Origin of the sequence: Bradyrhizobium sp. 187, from assembly GCF_023101005.1 — a bacterium.
GTDB lineage: Bacteria > Pseudomonadota > Alphaproteobacteria > Rhizobiales > Xanthobacteraceae > Bradyrhizobium > Bradyrhizobium canariense_D.
On record NZ_CP064693.1, the window covers coordinates 6,181,473 to 6,201,362 of the forward strand.

Annotated in this window: 12 protein-coding genes; 10 read left to right on the forward strand and 2 right to left on the reverse strand. The window is 64.3% G+C overall.

Annotated features, from left to right (window positions below; translation table 11 throughout):
* The first annotated feature begins 10 nt into the window (after positions 1–10).
* Genes gnd through IVB19_RS29950 form a run of 5 tightly spaced genes read left to right on the forward strand, consistent with a single transcriptional unit; the run spans position 11 to position 4,662 of the window.
* A complete protein-coding gene (gene gnd / locus IVB19_RS29930) occupies positions 11–1,009 on the forward strand; it encodes a phosphogluconate dehydrogenase (NAD(+)-dependent, decarboxylating) (RefSeq protein WP_018454062.1) in 999 nt (332 codons plus the stop codon).
* Positions 1,010–1,037: 28 nt separating this feature from the next.
* On the forward strand, positions 1,038–2,549 hold the full coding sequence (gene zwf, locus IVB19_RS29935; protein ID WP_018454061.1) for a glucose-6-phosphate dehydrogenase: 1,512 nt from the start codon (positions 1,038–1,040) through the stop codon (positions 2,547–2,549).
* A complete protein-coding gene (gene pgl, locus IVB19_RS29940; RefSeq protein ID WP_026232662.1) occupies positions 2,546–3,298 on the forward strand; it encodes a 6-phosphogluconolactonase in 753 nt (250 codons plus the stop codon). Before zwf ends, pgl begins: the two co-directional genes overlap by 4 nt.
* Positions 3,285–3,815 (forward strand): gluconokinase, encoded by a 531-nt coding sequence (locus IVB19_RS29945; RefSeq protein ID WP_026232661.1) that lies wholly within the window; start codon positions 3,285–3,287, stop codon positions 3,813–3,815. Before pgl ends, IVB19_RS29945 begins: the two co-directional genes overlap by 14 nt.
* A gap of 34 nt (positions 3,816–3,849) precedes the next feature.
* The gene (locus IVB19_RS29950; RefSeq protein WP_247820470.1) at positions 3,850–4,662 is read left to right on the forward strand and encodes an HAD family hydrolase; all 813 of its coding nucleotides are present in this window, start codon (positions 3,850–3,852) and stop codon (positions 4,660–4,662) included.
* A gap of 1 nt (position 4,663) precedes the next feature.
* Here IVB19_RS29950 and IVB19_RS29955 read toward each other — a convergent pair whose 3' ends face one another.
* Together IVB19_RS29955 and malQ are read right to left on the reverse strand one after the other, a co-directional pair.
* The gene (locus IVB19_RS29955) at positions 4,664–6,466 is read right to left on the reverse strand and encodes a glycoside hydrolase family 15 protein (protein WP_018454059.1); all 1,803 of its coding nucleotides are present in this window, start codon (positions 6,464–6,466) and stop codon (positions 4,664–4,666) included.
* A gap of 42 nt (positions 6,467–6,508) precedes the next feature.
* Positions 6,509–8,470, reverse strand: a complete 1,962-nt coding sequence (gene malQ / locus IVB19_RS29960) for a 4-alpha-glucanotransferase (protein WP_247820471.1) — start codon at positions 8,468–8,470, stop codon at positions 6,509–6,511.
* A gap of 204 nt (positions 8,471–8,674) precedes the next feature.
* Here malQ and IVB19_RS29965 point away from each other — a divergent pair, with 204 nt between their 5' ends.
* From IVB19_RS29965 to treZ, 5 genes are read left to right on the forward strand one after another with little or no spacing between them, the layout of a single operon-like run.
* The gene (locus IVB19_RS29965) at positions 8,675–10,621 is read left to right on the forward strand and encodes a maltotransferase domain-containing protein (protein ID WP_018454057.1); all 1,947 of its coding nucleotides are present in this window, start codon (positions 8,675–8,677) and stop codon (positions 10,619–10,621) included.
* Positions 10,622–10,632: 11 nt separating this feature from the next.
* The gene (gene treS, locus IVB19_RS29970) at positions 10,633–13,926 is read left to right on the forward strand and encodes a maltose alpha-D-glucosyltransferase (protein ID WP_018454056.1); all 3,294 of its coding nucleotides are present in this window, start codon (positions 10,633–10,635) and stop codon (positions 13,924–13,926) included.
* The gene (glgB, locus tag IVB19_RS29975) at positions 13,919–16,057 is read left to right on the forward strand and encodes a 1,4-alpha-glucan branching protein GlgB (protein ID WP_247475576.1); all 2,139 of its coding nucleotides are present in this window, start codon (positions 13,919–13,921) and stop codon (positions 16,055–16,057) included. The genes treS and glgB overlap by 8 nt, the downstream gene beginning before the upstream one ends.
* Positions 16,058–16,060: 3 nt before the next feature.
* Complete coding sequence (gene glgX, locus IVB19_RS29980; RefSeq protein WP_085385326.1) at positions 16,061–18,139, forward strand: glycogen debranching protein GlgX; 2,079 nt, start codon at positions 16,061–16,063, stop codon at positions 18,137–18,139.
* Positions 18,136–19,890: a malto-oligosyltrehalose trehalohydrolase gene (gene treZ, locus IVB19_RS29985; protein WP_085351911.1), complete on the forward strand. Its 1,755-nt coding sequence runs from the start codon at positions 18,136–18,138 to the stop codon at positions 19,888–19,890. Before glgX ends, treZ begins: the two co-directional genes overlap by 4 nt.

Genomic DNA, 19,890 nt, shown 5'->3' on the forward strand with positions numbered 1-19,890 from the left:
AATTCTTCAAATGCAACTCGGCATGATCGGCCTCGGCCGGATGGGCGGCAATATCGTTCGCCGACTGATGCGCCAGGGACATTCGACCGTGGTCTACGACAAGGACGCCAAGGCCGTCGCCGGCCTTGCGGCAGACGGCGCGGTCGGCTCGGCGACGCTCGAAGAGTTCATTGCGAAACTGGAGCGGCCGCGCACGGCCTGGGTGATGCTGCCGGCCGGCCACATCACCGAGACCACGATCGACACGATCGCGGGCGCGATGCAGGAAGGCGACGTCATCATCGACGGCGGCAACACGTTCTGGCAGGACGACGTCCGCCGCGGCAAGGCGCTGAAGGAGCGCGGCATCCACTATGTCGACGTCGGCACCTCCGGCGGCGTCTGGGGCCTCGACCGCGGCTATTGCATGATGATCGGCGGCGAGAAACAGGTGGTCGATCGGCTCGATCCGATCTTCGCCGCGCTCGCGCCCGGCGCCGGCGACATTCCGCGCACGGAGGGACGTGAGGGGCGCGATCCCCGCATCGAGCAGGGCTACATCCATGCCGGCCCCGTCGGCGCCGGTCATTTCGTCAAGATGATCCACAACGGTATCGAATACGGCCTGATGCAGGCCTACGCCGAAGGTTTTGACATCCTCAAGAACGCCAACATCGAGGCCTTGCCGGCGGATCATCGTTACGATTTCGATCTCGCCGATATCGCCGAGGTGTGGCGGCGTGGCAGCGTGATCCCGTCGTGGCTGCTCGACCTTACCTCGACCGCGCTCGCGGATAGCCCTGCACTGGCGGAGTATTCGGGTTTCGTGGAGGATTCCGGCGAAGGACGCTGGACCGTGAACGCGGCGATCGACGAGGCCGTGCCGGCCGAAGTCCTGACCGCGGCGCTGTTCGCACGTTTCCGTTCCCGCAAGGAACACACTTTCGCCGAGAAAATTCTCTCAGCGATGCGAGCCGGCTTCGGCGGCCACAAGGAGCCGAAGCAGCCGGCCGCTTCGAAGCCGAAATAGCAATTAGCAGAGCGAAGGCCAGTAGTTCGTGACAAAAGACCCGCAAGCCAAGCGCAAGCCGGAAAATTGCGCCTTCGTCATCTTTGGTGTCACCGGCGACCTCACCCATCGGCTGGTGATGCCATCGCTCTACAATCTGGCGGCCGAGCATCTGTTACCCGAAAAGTTCTGCGTGGTCGGCGTCGCCCGCCGGGGCCAGTCGGACAACGAGCTGCGCGACAGCCTGTTGAAGGGCTTGCGCCAGTTCGCGACCCGGCCGGTGGACGACGACATTGCCAAGAAGCTGCTGGAATGCGTGACCTTCGTCGAAGCCGACGCAAAGGATCCGCCATCCTTTGATCGCCTGCGTGAGCATCTGGATTCCCTGGAATGCGCGCAGGATACCGGCGGCAACCGGCTGTTCTATCTCGCGACCCCGCCGGCTGCGTTCGCGCCGACCGCGCGCGAGCTCGGCCGCACCGGCATGATGAAGGAGAACGGGGCGTGGCGGCGCCTGGTGATCGAAAAGCCGTTCGGCACCGACCTCGCCTCGGCGCGCGCGCTGAATGGCGAGCTGCTGAAGATCATGGACGAGCACCAGATCTACCGGATCGATCACTATCTCGGCAAGGAGACGGTGCAGAACATCCTGGTGCTGCGCTTTGCCAACGGCATGTTCGAGCCGATCTGGAATCGCAACCATATCGATCACATCCAGATCACGGTGGAGGAAAAGCTCGGCGTCGGCCATCGCGGCGGCTTCTACGACGCCACCGGCGCGCTACGCGACATGGTGCCGAACCACCTGTTCCAGCTGATGTCGCTGGTCGCGATGGAGCCGCCGGCGCGTTTCGACGCCCATTCCGTGCGCTCCGAGAAGGCCGAGATTCTGACCTCGATTCAGCGCCCGAGCGAAGAGGAAGCGCTGAAGAGCTCGGTGCGCGCCCAATATCTCGCAGGGCGCATCGGCGACGATGAGATCCCGGACTATCGCAAGACCGAGGACGTCAAACCCGGCAGCACTACCGAGACCTATGTCGCGCTGAAGCTGATGATCGACAATTGGCGCTGGGCCGGCGTGCCGTTCTATTTGCGCACCGGCAAGGCGCTCGGCCACAAGCGCACCGAAGTCGCGATCAAGTTCAAGCAGGCGCCGCTGTCGATGTTCTCAGGCACGGCTGTCGATCGTCTCTCTCAGAACTTCCTCACGATCGGCATCGCACCGACCGAGACCATCGAGCTCCAGTTCAACGCCAAGATCCCGGGGCCGAGCGTCACCATCGACGGCGTCGAGATGAAGTTCCGCTATGGCGACTATTTCCGGGCCGATCCCTCGACCGGCTACGAGACGCTGATCTACGACTGTATGATCGGCGACAACATCCTGTTCCAGCGTGCCGACGGCATCGAAGCCGGATGGGAGGCGGTGCAGCCGTTCCTTGACGCCTGGAAGAACGCGGGCAGCAACGGCATCGAGACCTATCAAGCCGGCAGCGACGGCCCCGCCTGCGCCGATGAATTGCTCCGCCGCGACGGCCGAAGCTGGCGTAAATTTTCGTGACGGCGACGGCCGGACAGCCGAAGCTGATCGTCGAGGCCGACGCCGAGGCTCTCGCGCGGACCGCGGCCGGACGGGTGATGGCGCGAATCGCGGCCAATCCCGGGCGCATTGCGATCTGCCTGACCGGCGGCTCCAGCCCAAAGAGGCTCTACCAGCTGCTGGGCAGCGAGGCTTGGCGCGAAAAAATCCCGTGGGAGCGCGTGCACTGGTTCATCGGTGACGAGCGCTTCGTGCCCGAAAGCGATCCCCTCAACAACATGGCGGTCGCGCGCGCGACCTTTCTCGATCGCAACGCGCCCTCCGGCCATGTTCACCCGATCCCGACGACGGCTGACGACCCTGATCAGAGCGCCGAGGCCTATGCGCGCGAGTTGCAGGCTTTCTACGGCGCGGAAAGCCTGGATCCGGCACGGCCGCTGTTCGACATGGTCTTGATGGGCGCGGGGCCGGACGGCCACACGGCTTCGCTCTTCCCGGGCTACCCCGCGATCGAGGAGATGGGAGGCTGGGTGGTCGGCGTCCCCAAGGCCAATGTTGCCCCCTTCGTGCCGCGGGTCTCGCTCACCCTGCCCGCGCTGGCGTCCTGCCGCGAAATGCTGTTCGAGATAGCGGGGCACGACAAGCAGCCGATCTTGACGCGCCTGCTCAATGGCGAGACTCTGCCGGTTGTACGCGCGCGCTCGAATGGCGAGACCGTCTGGCTGGTCGACCAGGCCGCGCTTCCGGAGGGAATTCGTGGCGGGCGTTGAAGCACCTTGTGCATTGATCGTGATGGGCGTGTCGGGCTCGGGCAAGAGCACGGTTGCAAAAGCGCTCGGCGAGCGCCTCGGCTGGCGTTTCGAGGACGGCGACAGCTTTCATCCCGCCAGCAATGTCGAGAAGATGCGGGCCGGCCATCCCCTCACCGACGAGGACCGCTGGCCCTGGCTCAACGCCATTGCCGACGAGATCGCGAGGGTCTGTGACAAGGGCGAGCACGTCATCATCGCCTGCTCGGCGCTGAAGCATACTTATCGGGACGTGCTCCTGCGCGGACGCGACGACGTCCGCTTCATCTTCCTGAGGGGGACGAAGGAGCTGATCGCCGCTCGCCTCGCGCAACGTAAGGGGCACTTCATGCCGCCCGGCCTGCTGACGAGCCAGTTCAACACGCTGGAGCCGCCGGAGGCTGGCGAGCACGTGATCACAGTCTCGATCGACGAATCCGTGGAAGCGATCGTAGATGGCGCGGTGCGGCAGTTGAAACTGGGCGGCGCGAAACGCTGAGGCCAAACACCCAAGAAACACCCAAGGGACCGTCATGACAAAAATCTCGCTCGTCGTCTCCGACGTCGACGGTACGCTGCTGACCAAGGACAAGACGCTGACCGACCGCGCGAGGTCCGCGGTTCAGCGTCTGCACCAGGCCCGTATCGGCTTCACGATTACGTCGAGCCGCCCCGCGATCGGCATGCGTTTCCTGATCGAACCGCTGGCGCTCTGGCTGCCGGTCGGCCCGTTCAACGGCTCCTCGATCGTCGACCCCGAGATGACTCCGCTCGAACAGCATCTCATCCCCGCCGCGGCGGCCGAGCGAAGCTTGCAAATTCTGCGGGACTTCGGCGCCGACATCTGGCTGTTCACCACCGACAAATGGCTGATCGACAAGCCTGATGGCCAATACGTGGCACATGAGCAGCACACCATCCGCTCCGACCCGACCATCGTGACGGATTTCTCGCCGTATCTCGCGAGCGCCTGCAAGATCGTCGGGGCCAGCGCCGATGCAGCCGGCCTCGAAGCTTGCGAGAAGGCGATGCAGAAGGCGCTCGGCAGCGAGGCAATGGCGGTGCGCTCGCAGACCTATTACCTCGACATCACCCCGCCCGGCTTCGACAAGGGCACATTCGTGCAAGCCATGGCCAAGCGCCTCGGCATTTCAACGGACGCGGTCGCCACCATCGGCGACATGCAGAACGACCTCGCGATGTTTCGCGTCAGCGGCGTTTCGATCGCAATGGGCAATGCGGCCGACAACGTCAAGGACCAGGCGACCCACGTCACCGCGACCAACGAGCAGGACGGTTTTGCGGAAGCGATGGAGATGATTTTGAAGCGGAACGAGGTCACCTAGGTCACTGCTTCGACCGCTGCATCGCGGGCTTCTTGCTGCCCTGCCTTGCGGCCGACAGGTTATGCGCGGTGTTGACCAGCGCGATATGAGTCAGCGCCTGCGGGAAATTGCCGGTCTGACGCCTGGCGCCTGAATCATATTCCTCGGCCAGCAGTCCCACATCATTCGCGACACCGACCACGCGATCGAACAACGCTTGCGCCTTGTCGAGATCGCCCGCCAGTACATGGGCATCTGCCAGCCACAGGCTGCAGGCGAGGAAGGCGCCCTCGATCGGCTGCTTCTCCTCGGACACTTCGCGCGGATCGTGCCGCAGCACAAAGCCGTCAGGCATCATGTGCTTTTCCATCGCCGCGATGGTGCCGCGAATGCGCGGATCCGACGCTTCCAGGAAGCCAACGGACGGCAGCAGCAGCACGCTGGCATCGAGCAGCTTCGAGCCGTAGGACTCCACGAAGGCATTCTCCTCCGCGTCGAAGCCCCGGTTGCAGACGTCGCGATGAATGGCGTCGCGCAAGGTGCGCCAGTGCAGCAGCGGCGCCTTGAAGCCGAAGGTCTCGGCGCTCTTGATGCCGCGGTCGAAGGCGACCCAGGTCATCACCTTGGAGAAGACATAGTGCTTCGGCTGTCCGCGCCGCTCCCAGATGCCGTGATCGGGCTGGTCCCAGACTTCGGCGAGATGCTTGAGCACGGCGCATTCCAGCGCCCAGCTCTCGTCGTCGAGCTTGAGCTTGGCCATCCGCGATTGGTGGAAGGCGTCGATCAGTTCGCCGTAGACGTCGAGCTGGAGCTGCGCATGCGCGGCATTGCCGACGCGCACCGGCTGTGCGCCCTCGTAGCCATCGAGCCAACCGGCCTCCCATTCCAGCAGCCGCCGCTGGCCCCAGATGCCGTACATGATCTGCATGTTCGCCGGTGAGCCTGCCGCCGCACGCAACAGCCAATTGTGCCAGGCCGAGGCTTCCTCGGTGTAACCCGAGTTCATCAGCGCCAGCAGCGTGAAGGTGGCATCGCGCAGCCAGCAGAAGCGGTAGTCCCAATTCCTGGCGCCGCCGAGCTTCTCCGGCAACGAGGTGGTCGGCGCCGCGACGATGCCGCCGGTCGGAGCGAAGGTCAGCGCCTTGAGTGTGATCAGCGAGCGCACGATCAGGTCGCGATAGTCGCCATCGCGATTGCAGTGGCTGCACCAGTCCTGCCAGAATTTCTCGGTCTCCTTGAGTGCGACCTCCGGATCGATTGGCGCGGGCGGCTCGAGATGCGAGGGGCCGTAGGTCAGCACGAACGGCACGGTCTCGCCGGCCTTCACCTCGAAATCGGAAACCGTGGTCAGATCCTCGCCTCGGGTCTTGGCCGGTGTCCGCAGCACGGTCATGTCCTGCCCGGCGACCGCCAGCAGGGAATGGTCGATCCGCCGCACCCACGGGATGTCGACGCCGAAGCCGAAGCGGATGACGAGCTCCATCCGCATCTTCACCGTGCCGCTGACACCGCGGACCAGCCGCACGATGTCGGAGGCCTTGCCGCGCGGCGGCATGAAGTCGATCAGCGCAACGGTGCCGCCGTCAGTCTCAAAGCGCGTTTCGAGGATGAGGGTGTCGCCGAGATAGCGGCGCGACGTCGCGGTGACGTCCTCGCTCGGCGCGATCAGCCAGCGGCCGTTCTTGTGCGTGCCGAGGAGCGCGGCAAAGCAGGCATCGGAATCGAAGGCCGGCCAGCACAGCCAGTCGATCGAGCCGTTGCGGCCGACCAGCGCCGCGGTCTCGCAGTCGCCGATCAGCGCATAATCTTCAATCCTCTGAGACAATGTCGTGCGAGCCTCGAAAACGACGTCCGGAGACCCCGGCGATCAACGCCCGCCGGGTAACGAGCGTTCCCGTGTCGCGGCCTTCAAGGCTGCGACATCGACCTTCGAAACGATCTTGTCGAGCGTCACAGGCAGGCGCTGGCGCCAGTTCGGATGCTCGTCAATCGTACCGGGAATGTTGGGCTGGTCGATCACGCCGAGCAGATCCTCCAGCGACACCGCAAGCAGCCGCGACGGCGTGCGCGACAGGAAGGCGAGCACCGAATAGACATCATTGGCACGGATGCCGTTGGCACGCAGGATCTCGTCGAGCAGGCCGAGCGCATCCCAGCGGGCCTGATCGTTCTCGCCGGGATCGAGCCCGAGCGAGCGCTTCATCTTGAGATCGCTGAAAGAGCGCCAGCCGGCATAGGTCGACAGATCATGCGTGTTCAACGTCACCAGCGCGTTGGGCCGGTAGTGATCGACGGGCCGGAAGTGACCGGCATCGTCGCGCTCGAACATCATGACGAGGTAGGACCAGATGCCGAAATCCTGCATGGTCTCGCGAAAACCTTCCGGCACCGTGCCGAGGTCCTCGCCGATGACGATGCACTTATGGGCCGCGCTCTCCCGCGCCACGGTCGCCAGCAGCGCCTCGAACGGCATCTGCACATAGGCGCCGTTGTCGGGCTTGAAGCCGCGCGGCACCAGATAAAGCCGCTTCAAGCCGAGCACGTGATCGAGACGGATGGCTCCGGAATGGCGCATCGAAGCCGCGAGCATATCGGCGAATGGCACGAAGGATTGCGCCTCCAGGCCGCCGGCATTGAAGCCGGCCAAGCCCCAATCCTGGCCAATGGTATTGAGCACGTCCGGCGGCGCGCCGACGGCGAGATGACGAGAAATCGCCTCCTGCTCGTTCCAAGCATCGAAGCCGTTCGACTGCACGCCGACGGCAACGTCAAGATAGAGCCCGACCCGCATGCCGAGCTGGCCGGCCAGCTCCTTGGCCGCATGCAACTGGCTATCGGCGGTCCATTGCACGAATTCGACGAACTCGACCTCGTGCTTGTCCGGGCCGTTGCGCAGCTCGGCGCATTTCGTCTCATCCGGCTTTTGCCATTCCTGCGGCCATTCCCACCACGGCGCCGCAAAGCGATGGCGTAGCACCTCGAAGCAGGCAAAACGGGACAACAGCGGCGCGCGAGCCGCCCGGAAGGCGTCGAACTGGTTGCGGCGGACGCCGCTCGCGGTTTTCACGAAGCTGTCGAAGGCGGCACGCAAGGCCAACCATTTCAAGGCCGCCATGTCCGGATAGGGCACACGATCACCGTCGCGGAGCCGCGCGGCGGTCGCGGCCGCATCGGGGACGAGGTCGGGGGAAAATTCCGGGATCGCCTCGACGTCGATATAGAGCGGATTGAGAAACAGCCGGCTGTTCGGCGAATAGGGGCTGCAATCGGCCGGATGGTCATCGAACAACACATGCAGGGGATTGAGCCCGACGCCGTCGGCGCCCAACTGCTTCGCGAGCCGGACCAGACCGGCGACGTCGGTGAAATCGCCGATGCCCCAATTGCGGTCCGAGCGGACGCTGTAGAGCTGCACGGCAAGCAGCCAGCCCCGGTCGAAATCGCCGCCGAAGGCCCGCTCCGGCGCCACGATCATCGGCACCTCTTCCGTCACGCCTCCGGCATCCGTCAGCGTCAGCCGGTGATAGCCGAGCGGCAGGCCGGCCGGCCAGGCAATCACGGGCTCGCGCGTCTCACCTTGCGCGATCAAATTGCCGTTGCCGGTCATCTTCCATTTGAGCGGCGGCGCACCGATCGTCACCAATTCGGTGCGCGGATGGCCCAAGGCGCGTACCACCACAGGCCCGCCGACGAAGCGGTAAACCCGCTTTTCCGGCAAGGCGTCGAGGATGGATTTGAGGGCCACGGGATCGGTGACCCGCAGCTTTCCGAGGGCATCGACGAATTCGGATTGAACGCCCTTGATCCGGGCTTGAGCTAAAAGATCCATTCGGCACGCAGCTTGCAGGCCATTTTGTGGCCGGGGGCATCGATTTTAACGAGGTCGCGGAAGAGGTTAGTCAGGGTTAACTCGCGAGCCGCGCCTGCCGTTCCCCAGGGAACCAATGACACACAAGCGGCTTTCTATAGTGGTATCAAGCGTAGGTTCCCGGCAAGGGAAACGGGCTCCTGCTTTCTTGTCAATGGCATCACCGTGAACAAGACAATTCAAACTGTCGAGAGTGCCGCAGCCGGCAGCACTTTCCTCATCGAGGACGTCTATCCCCTGATCGACGGCGGGCGCTTCCCCGTGAAGCGGATCGCGCGCGAACCGGTCGAGGTCTGGGCCGACATCTACCGGGACGGCGACGCCGTGATCGGCGCAGCGCTGATCTGGCGACAGGAGCAGGACCGCGAATGGCAGAGCGAGCCGATGATCCCTCACGGCAATGACCGCTGGTCCGGCGCGTTCACACCCGTCGAGCCCGGCAAATATGTCTATGCGATCGAAGCCTGGACCGACGAATTCGCCACCTGGTCGCACGCGGTCGCGCGCAAGCAGCGCTCCGGTGCCGACGTCACGCTCGATGCGATCGAGGGCGCCGGCCTTTTGACCAAGGCGCATGGCGCGCAGCAGGACGCCGCCGCCGTCATCGTCAGGCGATGCGAGGACTATCTTCAGACCGGCGACGTTGCCCCGCTGCTGGCAACCGAGCTCGGCGCAGCCATGGCCGAGAGCCAGTTGCGGCCTGATCTCACGCGCTCGGCGCTATTCCCACTGTTCGTCGACCGCGACAAGGCACGCTTCGGCGCCTGGTATCAGATGATGCCGCGCAGCCAGAGCGTGGTGCCAGGACAGCATGGCACGCTCCGCGACTGCATCGCGCGCGTGCCCGACATCGCCGCGATGGGCTTTGACGTGCTGTACTTCACGCCGATCCATCCTATTGGCCGCACCCGGCGCAAGGGCCGCAACAACATGCCGGTGGCGGGCGACGGCGATCCCGGCTCGCCTTATGCGATCGGCGCCATCGAGGGCGGGCACGACGCGCTGCACCCCGAACTCGGCACGATCGAGGATTTTCGCGCGCTGGTCGCGACCTGCCTGGAATACGGCCTCGAACTCGCGCTCGACTTCGCCGTGCAATGCTCGCCGGACCACCCGTGGCTGACGCAGCATCCGGAATGGTTCAAATGGCGCCCGGATCGGTCGGTGCGGACGGCTGACGGGCCCTATTCCGATATCGTCATCCCCGATTTCGCGTCCGTCGACCGGGCTGGACTGTGGAACGCGTTTCGCGACGCCATGCTGTTCTGGATCGACCACGGCGTCACCATCTTCGCGATCGACAATCACGACACCGCGCCGCTCGCCTTCTGGGAGTGGCTGATCCGTGACATCCGCCGCCGGCATCCCGAGGTGATCCTGTTTTCCAAGACGTTCGCGCGCCCGAAGCTGATGAAGGGCCTCGCCAAGCTCGGCTTTGCGCAATCGTTCAGCTATTTCCCCTGGCGCACGGCGAAGTGGGAGCTGGAGCAATATCTCGGCGAGCTGACGCGCTATCCCGAACGTGACTTCTATCGGCCGAACCTGTTCGTGAATACGCCCGATCTTTTGCCCTATCATCTCCAGGGCGGCGAGACATGGGCGTTCAAATCGCGCGTCGCGCTGGCGGCGACGCTGTCCGGCAATTACGGCGTCTACAGCGGGTTCGAGCTGCTGGAGCACGACGCGATCCCCGGCCGCGAGGAATATCTCAACTCCGAGAAATACCAGATCAAGCAGCGCGACTGGAACAAGCCCGGCAACATCAAGGCCTACATCACGGAGCTCAATCGCATCCGCAGCGAGAATGCTGCGCTTCAGCGGACGGCGAACCTGCGCTTCCTCGGCATCGAAGAGGGCGAGACGATCGCCTTCGTCAAGGAAGCGACCGACCCGGCCAACATCGTCGTGGCCGTGGTTGCGCTCTCGTGCCACGTGCGCGAATTCTGGTTGCCGCTCGGCGACGTCACGGTTGACGCCGGCGGGCAGCGACACCATGTGTCGGCACTCGAAAACCTCCTCACCGGCGAACAGGCCCGCATCGAATGGGGCGGGATCAAATTGCGTATCGATCCCGAGCGCGATCCGGCGCTGCTGTTCCGCTGCCTGGCGTAAGGGCGCACGCCATGAACGTATTGTCTTCCGTCGACACCAAGAAAGCCGAGGCTGCCGAGATCGTGGACGAGCTCTGGTACAAGGACGCCATTATCTATCAGCTTCACGTCAAGGCGTTTGCCGATAGCAACAATGACGGCATCGGCGACTTCGCCGGGCTGACCGAGAAGCTGCCCTATCTCCAGGAGCTCGGCGTCACCGCGCTCTGGCTGCTGCCGTTCTATCCCTCGCCCGGCCGCGACGACGGCTACGACATCGCCGACTACGGTTCCGTCAATCCCGATTTCGGGACGATGAAGGATTTCAAGCGCTTCATCCAGGAGGCGCAGAAGCGAGGCTTGCGCGTCATCACCGAGCTCGTCGTCAACCACACCTCGGACCAGCACAATTGGTTCAAGCGTGCTCGCCGCAGCCCGGCAGGCTCGAGCGCCCGCAACTGGTATGTCTGGAGCGACACCGACCAGAAATACCAGGGCACCCGCATCATCTTCACCGACACGGAGAAGTCGAACTGGACCTGGGATCACGAGGCCGGGGCGTTTTATTGGCACCGCTTCTTCTCGCACCAGCCGGACCTCAATTTCGACAATCCGCGCGTCGTCAGCGCGCTGATCCAGGTGATGAAGCGCTGGCTGGATGCCGGCGTCGACGGCTTCCGTCTGGACGCCATTCCCTATCTCTGCGAGCGCGAAGGCACCTCGAACGAGAACCTCCCCGAGACGCATGCCATCATCAAGCGGCTCCGCCACGAGCTGGATTCCTACTCCAAGGGCAAGCTGCTGCTGGCCGAGGCCAATCAATGGCCGGAGGACGTGCAGGAATATTTCGGCCGCGGCGACGAGTGCCACATGGCCTACCACTTCCCGCTGATGCCGCGCATCTACATGGCGATCGCCCAGGAGGACCGTTTCCCGATCACCGACATCCTGCGCCAGACGCCGGATATTCCGGCGAGCTGCCAATGGGCGCTGTTCCTGCGCAACCATGACGAGCTGACGCTGGAGATGGTGACCGACGTCGAGCGCGACTATCTGTGGACCACCTACGCCAACGATCCGCGCGCCCGCATCAATGTCGGCATCCGCCGGCGCCTCGCGCCGCTGATGGACAACGACCGGCGCAAGATCGAGCTGATGAACTCGCTGCTGCTGTCCTTCCCCGGCACGCCGATCATCTACTACGGCGACGAGATCGGGATGGGCGACAACATCTATCTCGGCGACCGCAACGGCGTGCGCACGCCGATGCAGTGGAGCCCGGACCGCAACGGCGGCTTCTCGCGCTGCGACCCGGCCCGCCTCTACGCGCCGCTGATCATGGATCCGGTCTACGGCTATGAATCGGTGAACGTGGAGGCGCAGTCGCGCAGCCTGTCCTCGCTGCTCAGCGCGACCAAGCGTCTGATCTCGGTGCGCAAATCGACGCTCGCCTTCGGCCGCGGCACCATGACCTTCATCCGCCCGGCCAACCGCGCCGTGCTGGCCTATGTCCGGCAGTACCGCGACGAGGTGATCCTCTGCGTCGCCAATCTGTCGCGCGCGGCCCAGGCGACCGAGCTCGATCTGTCGCCCTGGAAGGACCGCATCCCGCAGGAGATGCTCGGCCGCACGCGTTTTCCGGCGATCGGCGAACTGCCCTACATGGTCACGCTGGGGCCCTATGGCTTCTACTGGTTCCAGCTCACCGAGCGCGACAAGTCCGAGCCGGTGACGCCGCGCGCAGTGCCCGAATTCGAGACGCTGGTGGTGCCGGTGAACTCGACCTGGGTGTCGCTGGCGCGCGAGCGCGGCGTGTTCGAGCACGAGGTGCTGCCGGGATTCCTGTCGCGCACGCGCTGGTATCCGGAGCACAATCCCAAGCACATCAAGCCGACGCTGACCTCGGCAGTACCGTTCTGCGACATCGGCGACAACAGGCCCTGGATCGCATTCTTCGAGGCCGCGCAGGGCGACGTCACCACGCGCTACGTGCTGCCGATGCAGATCGAATGGGTGCGCTTCGACCGCGAACGTTTCAATCCCAGGGCGCTCGCCGCCGTGCGTCAGGGGGCCCGCGAAGGCACGCTGCTGGACGTGGCAACCGAGCAGATCTTCATCGGCCTGTTCCTGCGCAATCTGTCGCAGAATCTGGTGGTGGAAGAAAACAATCTGCGGCTGGAGTTCAAGGCGACCAGCCGGTTTGCCGAGTACACCATCAAGGAGCCCGAACGCATCCGCACGATCGAGCAGTCGAACAGCACCGCGCTGGTCGACAACCAGTATGTCGCCAAGATCTATCGCCAGCTCGAAGCCGGCATCAATCCCGAGATCGAGATCGGCTCCTACCTCACCGAGATCGCCCGCTTTGCCAATACGCCGGCACTGCTCGGCAGCGTCGAGCTGGTCGAAGACGACCGTCGCAGCGCAGTCGGCGTGCTGCACGCCTATGTCGAGAATCAGGGCGACGGCTGGGGCGTCACCGCGGGCTATCTCGACCGCTATATCGACGAGCAACGGGTGCTGCCACCGGGCGAGATGCCCCGCGAGACCCAGGAGCAAGCGCCCTATCTGCACTTCATTGCGCAGATCGGCCGACGGCTCGCCGAGCTGCATGTGGCTCTGGCCGCTGCAAAGCCCGGAGATCTCGCGCCGGAGCCCATTGGCTCCGCACACGTCAAGCGCTGGTCATCCGAGCTCGAGACACGGGCCGAGCGGGTTTTCGAGCGGCTGGCCGCCAGCACCGACCGCCTGCGGGAGGTGGACCGACCGCTGATCAATCAGCTCGCCGCGGAGCGCGCGACCCTGTCCGGCCGGCTCAACGCGCTCTTACCTTCCGAGCTCGGCGGGTTGAACATCCGTCATCATGGCGATTTCCGCCTCGGGCAAACTCTGATCGTGAAGGACGATATCTTCATCATCGACTTCGACGGAGATCCGCGTTTGCCGCTGGCCGACAAGCGGCGCAAGCTGCCTGCGGCGCGTGACGTTGCCGGCCTGATCCGCTCGATTGATCTTTCGGTTAACGCGGCGCTTCACCGCGCGCTCACGGGCGCCTCCGACGAACAGGGCCGTCTCACGGCTGCGCTCGACGAATGGCGCGAGCGCACCACCGCGACGTTCCTCACCGCCTACCGCGAAGCCATGACCGATCGGCGGCTGTGGCCGGAAGATCCGCAATCTGCGGCTGGCCTGTTAAGGTTTTTCCTGCTTGATCAAGCGTTCGAGGAAGTAGAGTACGAGCTGTCCCACCGGCCTGAGGGGCTCCATGCGCCGCTGTCCGGACTGCTTCGCATTCTGTCCAGTATCGAGAGCGAAGCCCATGCCTAAACTCCCTGCCGAGGCCTATGCGATCATCGAGGGTCGTCACTCCGATCCGTTCCACTATCTCGGGCTGCATCCCGAGGGCGACAAGAGCGTGGTGCGCGCGTTTCTTCCCGATGCTTCCAACGTCGAGGCGGTGGGCGAGCACGGCGAGGTGGCGAAGCTCGATCGCGTCCATGATGCCGGCCTGTTCATCGGAGCTCTGCCGAACGGCGCGAAGCACTACCAGCTCCGCGCGAAGTTCGGCGACAACGTCATCGAATTCGAGGACACCTATCGCTTTCCGCCGATCCTGACCGATTTCGACCTCTATCTGCTTGGCGAAGGCACCCACCAGCGCCTTTACGACAAGCTCGGCGCGCATCCGATGCGGCTCGAAGGCATCGATGGCATCGGCTTCGTGGTGCTGGCGCCCAACGCCCGGCGCGTCTCCGTGGTCGGCGATTTCAATTTTTGGGACGGACGGCGCCATCCGATGCGGGTGCGCGGCGCGGGTTATTGGGAATTGTTCATCCCGCACGCCAAGGCCGGCGACCACTACAAGTTCGAAATTATCGGACCGCATGGCCATCTGCTTCCGCTGAAGTCCGATCCGATGGCTTTTGCAAGCGAGGTGCGCCCGAAGACCGCTTCTATCGTGTTCGACGAAGCACATCTGCCCCGGCCGCGACCGGCGCCCGACGGCATCAACGCGTTGTCCGCGCCGATGTCGATCTACGAGGTCCATCTCGGCTCATGGCGGCGCAAGAACGGCAATGAATGGCTGACCTATTGCGAGCTGGCCGAGCAGCTGCCGGCCTACGCCCGCGACATGGGCTTCACCCATCTCGAATTCCTCCCCGTCAGCGAGCATCCTTTCGACGGCTCGTGGGGCTATCAGCCGACGGGGCTGTATGCGCCGACCAGCCGCTTCGGCACGCCGGAGGATTTTGCCGCGCTGGTCGATGCCTGCCACCGCGAGGGCGTCGGCGTGCTGCTCGACTGGGTGCCCGGCCACTTCCCGGACGATCCGCACGGGCTCGGCAGCTTCGACGGCACAGCGCTGTACGAGCACGCCAATCCGCTCCAGGGCCGGCATCTCGATTGGGGCACGCTGATCTACAATTACGGCCGCACCGAAGTGACGAACTTCCTGGTCTCGAACGCGCTGTTCTGGCTCGAGCGCTACGCGATCGACGGACTGCGCGTCGATGCCGTCGCGTCCATGCTCTACCTCGACTACAGCCGTCCGCCCGGCGCGTGGATTCCGAACCAGCATGGCGGCCGGGAGAACATCGAGGCGATCGCGTTCCTGCGCCGCTTCAACACCGAGCTGTTCGCGCGTTTCCCGCAGGCGACCACGGCCGCCGAAGAGTCCACCGCCTGGCCGCAGGTCTCGCGCCCGGTCGAATTCGGAGGGCTCGGCTTCGGCTACAAGTGGAATATGGGCTGGATGCACGACACGCTGAACTACATCAGCAAGGACCCGATCCACCGCAAGCATCATCACGGCGACATCCTGTTCGGCCTGCACTACGCCTTCTCGGAGAACTTCGTCCTGCCGCTGTCGCACGACGAAGTCGTGCACGGCAAGCGCTCTATCCTCGGGCGCATGCCCGGCGACGAATGGCAGCGCTTCGCGAATTTGCGCGCCTATTACAGCTTCATGTTCGGCCATCCCGGCAAGAAGCTGCTGTTCATGGGCGCCGAGATCGCGCAAAGCCGAGAATGGAATCACGACCAATCGCTCGACTGGCACTTGCTCGAGTACAAGCCCCATTCAGGCATCCAGGCGTTGATCCGCGATCTCAACCGGCTCTATCGCGCGGTGCCCGCCCTGCACCAGATGGACTGCGAGCAGGCCGGCTTCGAATGGCTGATCACCGACGACGCCAACCGCAACGTGTTCGCCTGGCTGCGCAAGGGATTTGACGAGCACGCCCGGTGCATGGTGATCGTCAACTTCTCACCCAATGTCTATCGCAATTACCGCGTTCGCGCGCCGTTCGGTGGCAAGTGGAAGGAAGTGTTCAACTCGGACTCCGCCCATTACGGCGGCAGCAATGTCGGCAACATCGGCGAAGTCCACGCCGTCAATGGCGAGCTCCGCCTCACCATTCCGCCGCTCGCCGCGATCTTCCTCGTTCCGGAAAGCTGAACGATGCGCCTGACTGCTGGATCGCCCGCACGCCTCGGCGCAAGCTGGGACGGACGCGGCACCAATTTCGCGCTGTTCTCCGCCAACGCGCAGAAGGTCGAGCTGTGCCTGTTCGACATGCAGGGCCGCCGCGAACTCGAGCGCGTCGAGCTGCCGGAGCGCACCGAGGATGTCTGGCACGGCTATCTCAACGACGTCTCGCCCGGCCAGCTCTACGGCTACCGCGTGCATGGCCCCTACGAGCCGGAGCACGGCCACCGCTTCAATGCCAACAAGCTCGTGCTAGACCCCTATGCCAAGCGGCTTTCCGGGCGGCTGGTCTGGAGTGACGCGCATTTCGCCTATCGCACCGGAAGCCCGCGCGAAGACCTGTCGTTCGACCGGCGCGACAACGCGCGCGGCATGCCGAAGGCCGTCGTCGTCGACGAGACCTTCAACTGGGGCCGCCGCGAGATCCGGCCCAACATTCCCTGGGAAGATACCATCATCTACGAGGCCCACGTCAAGGGACTGACACAGAAGCGCGACGACGTGCCGCCGAATTTGCGCGGCACCTATGGCGGCCTGTCCTCGCCCGCGATGATCGAGCACCTGAAGAAGCTCGGCGTCACCACGGTAGAGCTTCTGCCGGTGCACAGCTTCGTCGACGACCGCATCTTGGTGGAGAAGAAGCTCGTCAACTACTGGGGCTATAACACCCTGTCCTTCTTCGCGCCCGAGCAGCGCTACGCCCAGGACAACGCTCTCGATTCCTTCCGCACCACGATCGCACGTCTGCACGATGCCGGCATCGAGGTGATGCTCGACGTCGTCTACAATCACACCGCCGAGGGCAATCATCTCGGTCCGACGCTGTGCTATCGCGGCATCGACAACGCCTCCTATTACTGGCTGAACCGCGAAAACCCGCGCTACTACGACGATTTTACCGGCTGCGGCTCGTCGGTGAACCTCACCCACCCGCGCGTGCTGCAGATGGTGATGGATTCACTGCGCTACTGGGTCGAGGTCTGCCACGTCGACGGCTTCCGTTTCGACCTCGCCACCACGCTGGCCCGCGGACCGAACGGTTATGATCGAGGCAGCTCGTTCCTGACCGCGATCCGCCAGGACCCGGTGCTGGCGAGCGTCAAGCTCGTCGCCGAACCCTGGGATCTCGGCCTTGGCGGCTATCAGGTGGGCGCATTTCCCTCGCAATGGTCGGAGTGGAACGACCGTTACCGCAGCGCCATGCGCCGCTACTGGAGCGGCGAAGGCAGCCTGATTGGCGATATCTCCAGCCGCATGACGGCGTCCTCCGACCTGTTCAACCACGACGGACGGCGGCCGCGCGCCAGCATCAACCACATCACCGTGCATGACGGCTTCACCCTGGCCGATCTCTTCAGCTACAACGAGAAGCATAACGAGGCCAATGGCGAGGACAATCGCGACGGCTCCAACGACAACCACAGCAACAATTGCGGTGTCGAGGGTCCGACCGACGATCCCCAAATCGTCAGCTTGCGCCGGCAGCTTCGCAAGAACGTACTGGCCTGCCTCATGCTGGCGCAGGGCATTCCGCTGATCCTCGCAGGCGACGAGGTCGGGAATTCGCAATCAGGCAACAACAACGCCTATTGCCAGGACAACGAGGTGGGCTGGGTCGGCTGGGACAATCTCGGCAAGGACGGCGACGACATGGTCGGTTTTGTCGCCGAACTCGCCGATATCCGCCGCCGGTTCTCGCAGCTTCGCAGCCATCGCTGGCTCGACGGCCGCCCCAAGGACGGCATCTCCTATGGCGCGCTGTGGCTGACGCCGGCCGGCGACGAAATGACGGAAAGCGACTGGAAATTCCCGGAAGGGCGGTTCCTCTCCTATGTGATGGGGCCGATGGAACCGGGCAGCGCCGCGATCTTTATCGTACTCAACGCAGCCCCCGAAGAGATCGCATTCAAATTGCCAAAAATGACTGAATACAAGAGCTGGCAGCAGATCCTGAACACGACCGATGCCAAGCTGAATACGATCGACTTCCAGCCCGGGAGCGACAGCAAGGCGCCGCCGCGCTCCGTGATCGCTTTCGCGGGGGCGCTATGAGGCCATCCTTCGGGGCGAGGCCGACGAGGGACGGCGTATCGTTCCGGCTGTGGGCGCCTGCCGCGCGCCGTGTCGATCTCCTGCTCGACAGACGACACGCGATGCAGCGCCGGCAGGATGGCTGGTATGTCGCCGAGATTGCCAATCTGCCCGTCGGCAGCAACTACAAATTCAGGATCGATGACGAGATCGACGTGCCCGATCCGGCGTCTGCATTCCAACCCGACGACGTGTTCGGCCCGAGCGAGGTGATCGATCATGACGCCTTCGCCTGGCGCGCATCCGATTGGCGCGGCCGCCCGTGGGAAGAGACGGTGCTGATCGAGACGCATGTCGGCACCTTCACTGCGGAAGGCACCTATCGTGCCATGATCGACAAGCTCGATCATCTCGTCGCGACCGGCATCACCGCGATCGAACTGATGCCGCTGGCTGACTTCGCCGGTCGCCGCGGCTGGGGTTATGATGGCGTGCTGTGGTACGCGCCCGACAGCGCCTATGGTCATCCCGATGAATTGAAGACGCTGATCGACGAAGCCCATCTGCGCGGGCTGATGGTGTTCCTCGACGTCGTCTACAATCATTTCGGCCCCGAGGGAAATTACCTCGGCCGCTACGCGCCGGCCTTCTTCACCGACGCGCACACGCCATGGGGCAGTGCGATCGATTATCGCGTGCCGCAGGTTCGCGCTTTTGCCGTCGAGAACGCGCTGTCGTGGCTCAGCGACTATCGCTTCGACGGCCTGAGGCTCGATGCCGCCAATCACATCATGGCGATCCCCGGCGAGCAATCGATGCTGCAAGACCTTAGCGTCGCCGCGGGCGAGCTTGCCAAGGCGACGGAGCGCCATATCCATCTCGTGCTGGAGAACGGCGACAACCGCGCGAGCCTGCTCGACGCGGCGCAGGAGCCTCCGAACGGCAAATATCGCGGCCAGTGGAACGACGACTACCACCACGTCTGGCACGTGATGCTGACGGGCGAACTCGCCGGCTATTATGCGGACTATCAAACGCCGCGGCTCGATCTCGCACGCGCGCTCGCCTCCGGCTTCGTCTATCAGGGCGAGATCTCGGAATTCTGGGGCAAGAAGCCGCGGGGCGAGAACAGCGGCGAGCTGCCGCCGGCAACCTTCGTCAACTTCCTGCAGAACCACGACCAGATCGGCAACCGGCCGCTTGGCGACCGGCTCGAAAGCCTGGCATCGCCCGAGCAGATCGAAGCCGCACTCGCGGTGACCCTGCTCGCACCGATGGTGCCGATGCTGTTCCAGGGCGAGGAGTGGGGCTCCATCGCGCCCTTCCCGTTCTTCTGCGACTTCCAGGGCGGACTGGCTGATGCCGTCCGCAAGGGGCGCAGGCAGGAATACGCCTGGGCCTATGAAAAGTACGGCGACGAGGTGCCCGACCCGCTCGATCCGGCAACACTGCAATCGGCCGTGCTCGACTGGACCGACCACACGCCGGAGCAGGATGCGCGTCTCGCGCTGGTGCGGGAGCTGCTCGCACTCCGCCACAAGGAGATCGCGCCACGACTGAAAGGTGCGCGCTTCGGTGATGCCGCCGTGGCCGATAGCGGCCTGCTCACCGCACATTGGCACATGGGAGATGGCGCGACGTTGCGCCTCGTGGCCAATCTCTCCGACAAGGACATCGCGTGTTCCGACGGCGGTGTGGGGACCCTGATCTGGGGCGGCGCAACCGGCGACCGGCTTGCGCCCTGGTCGGTGGTCTGGCGCCTCGGAGGTTGA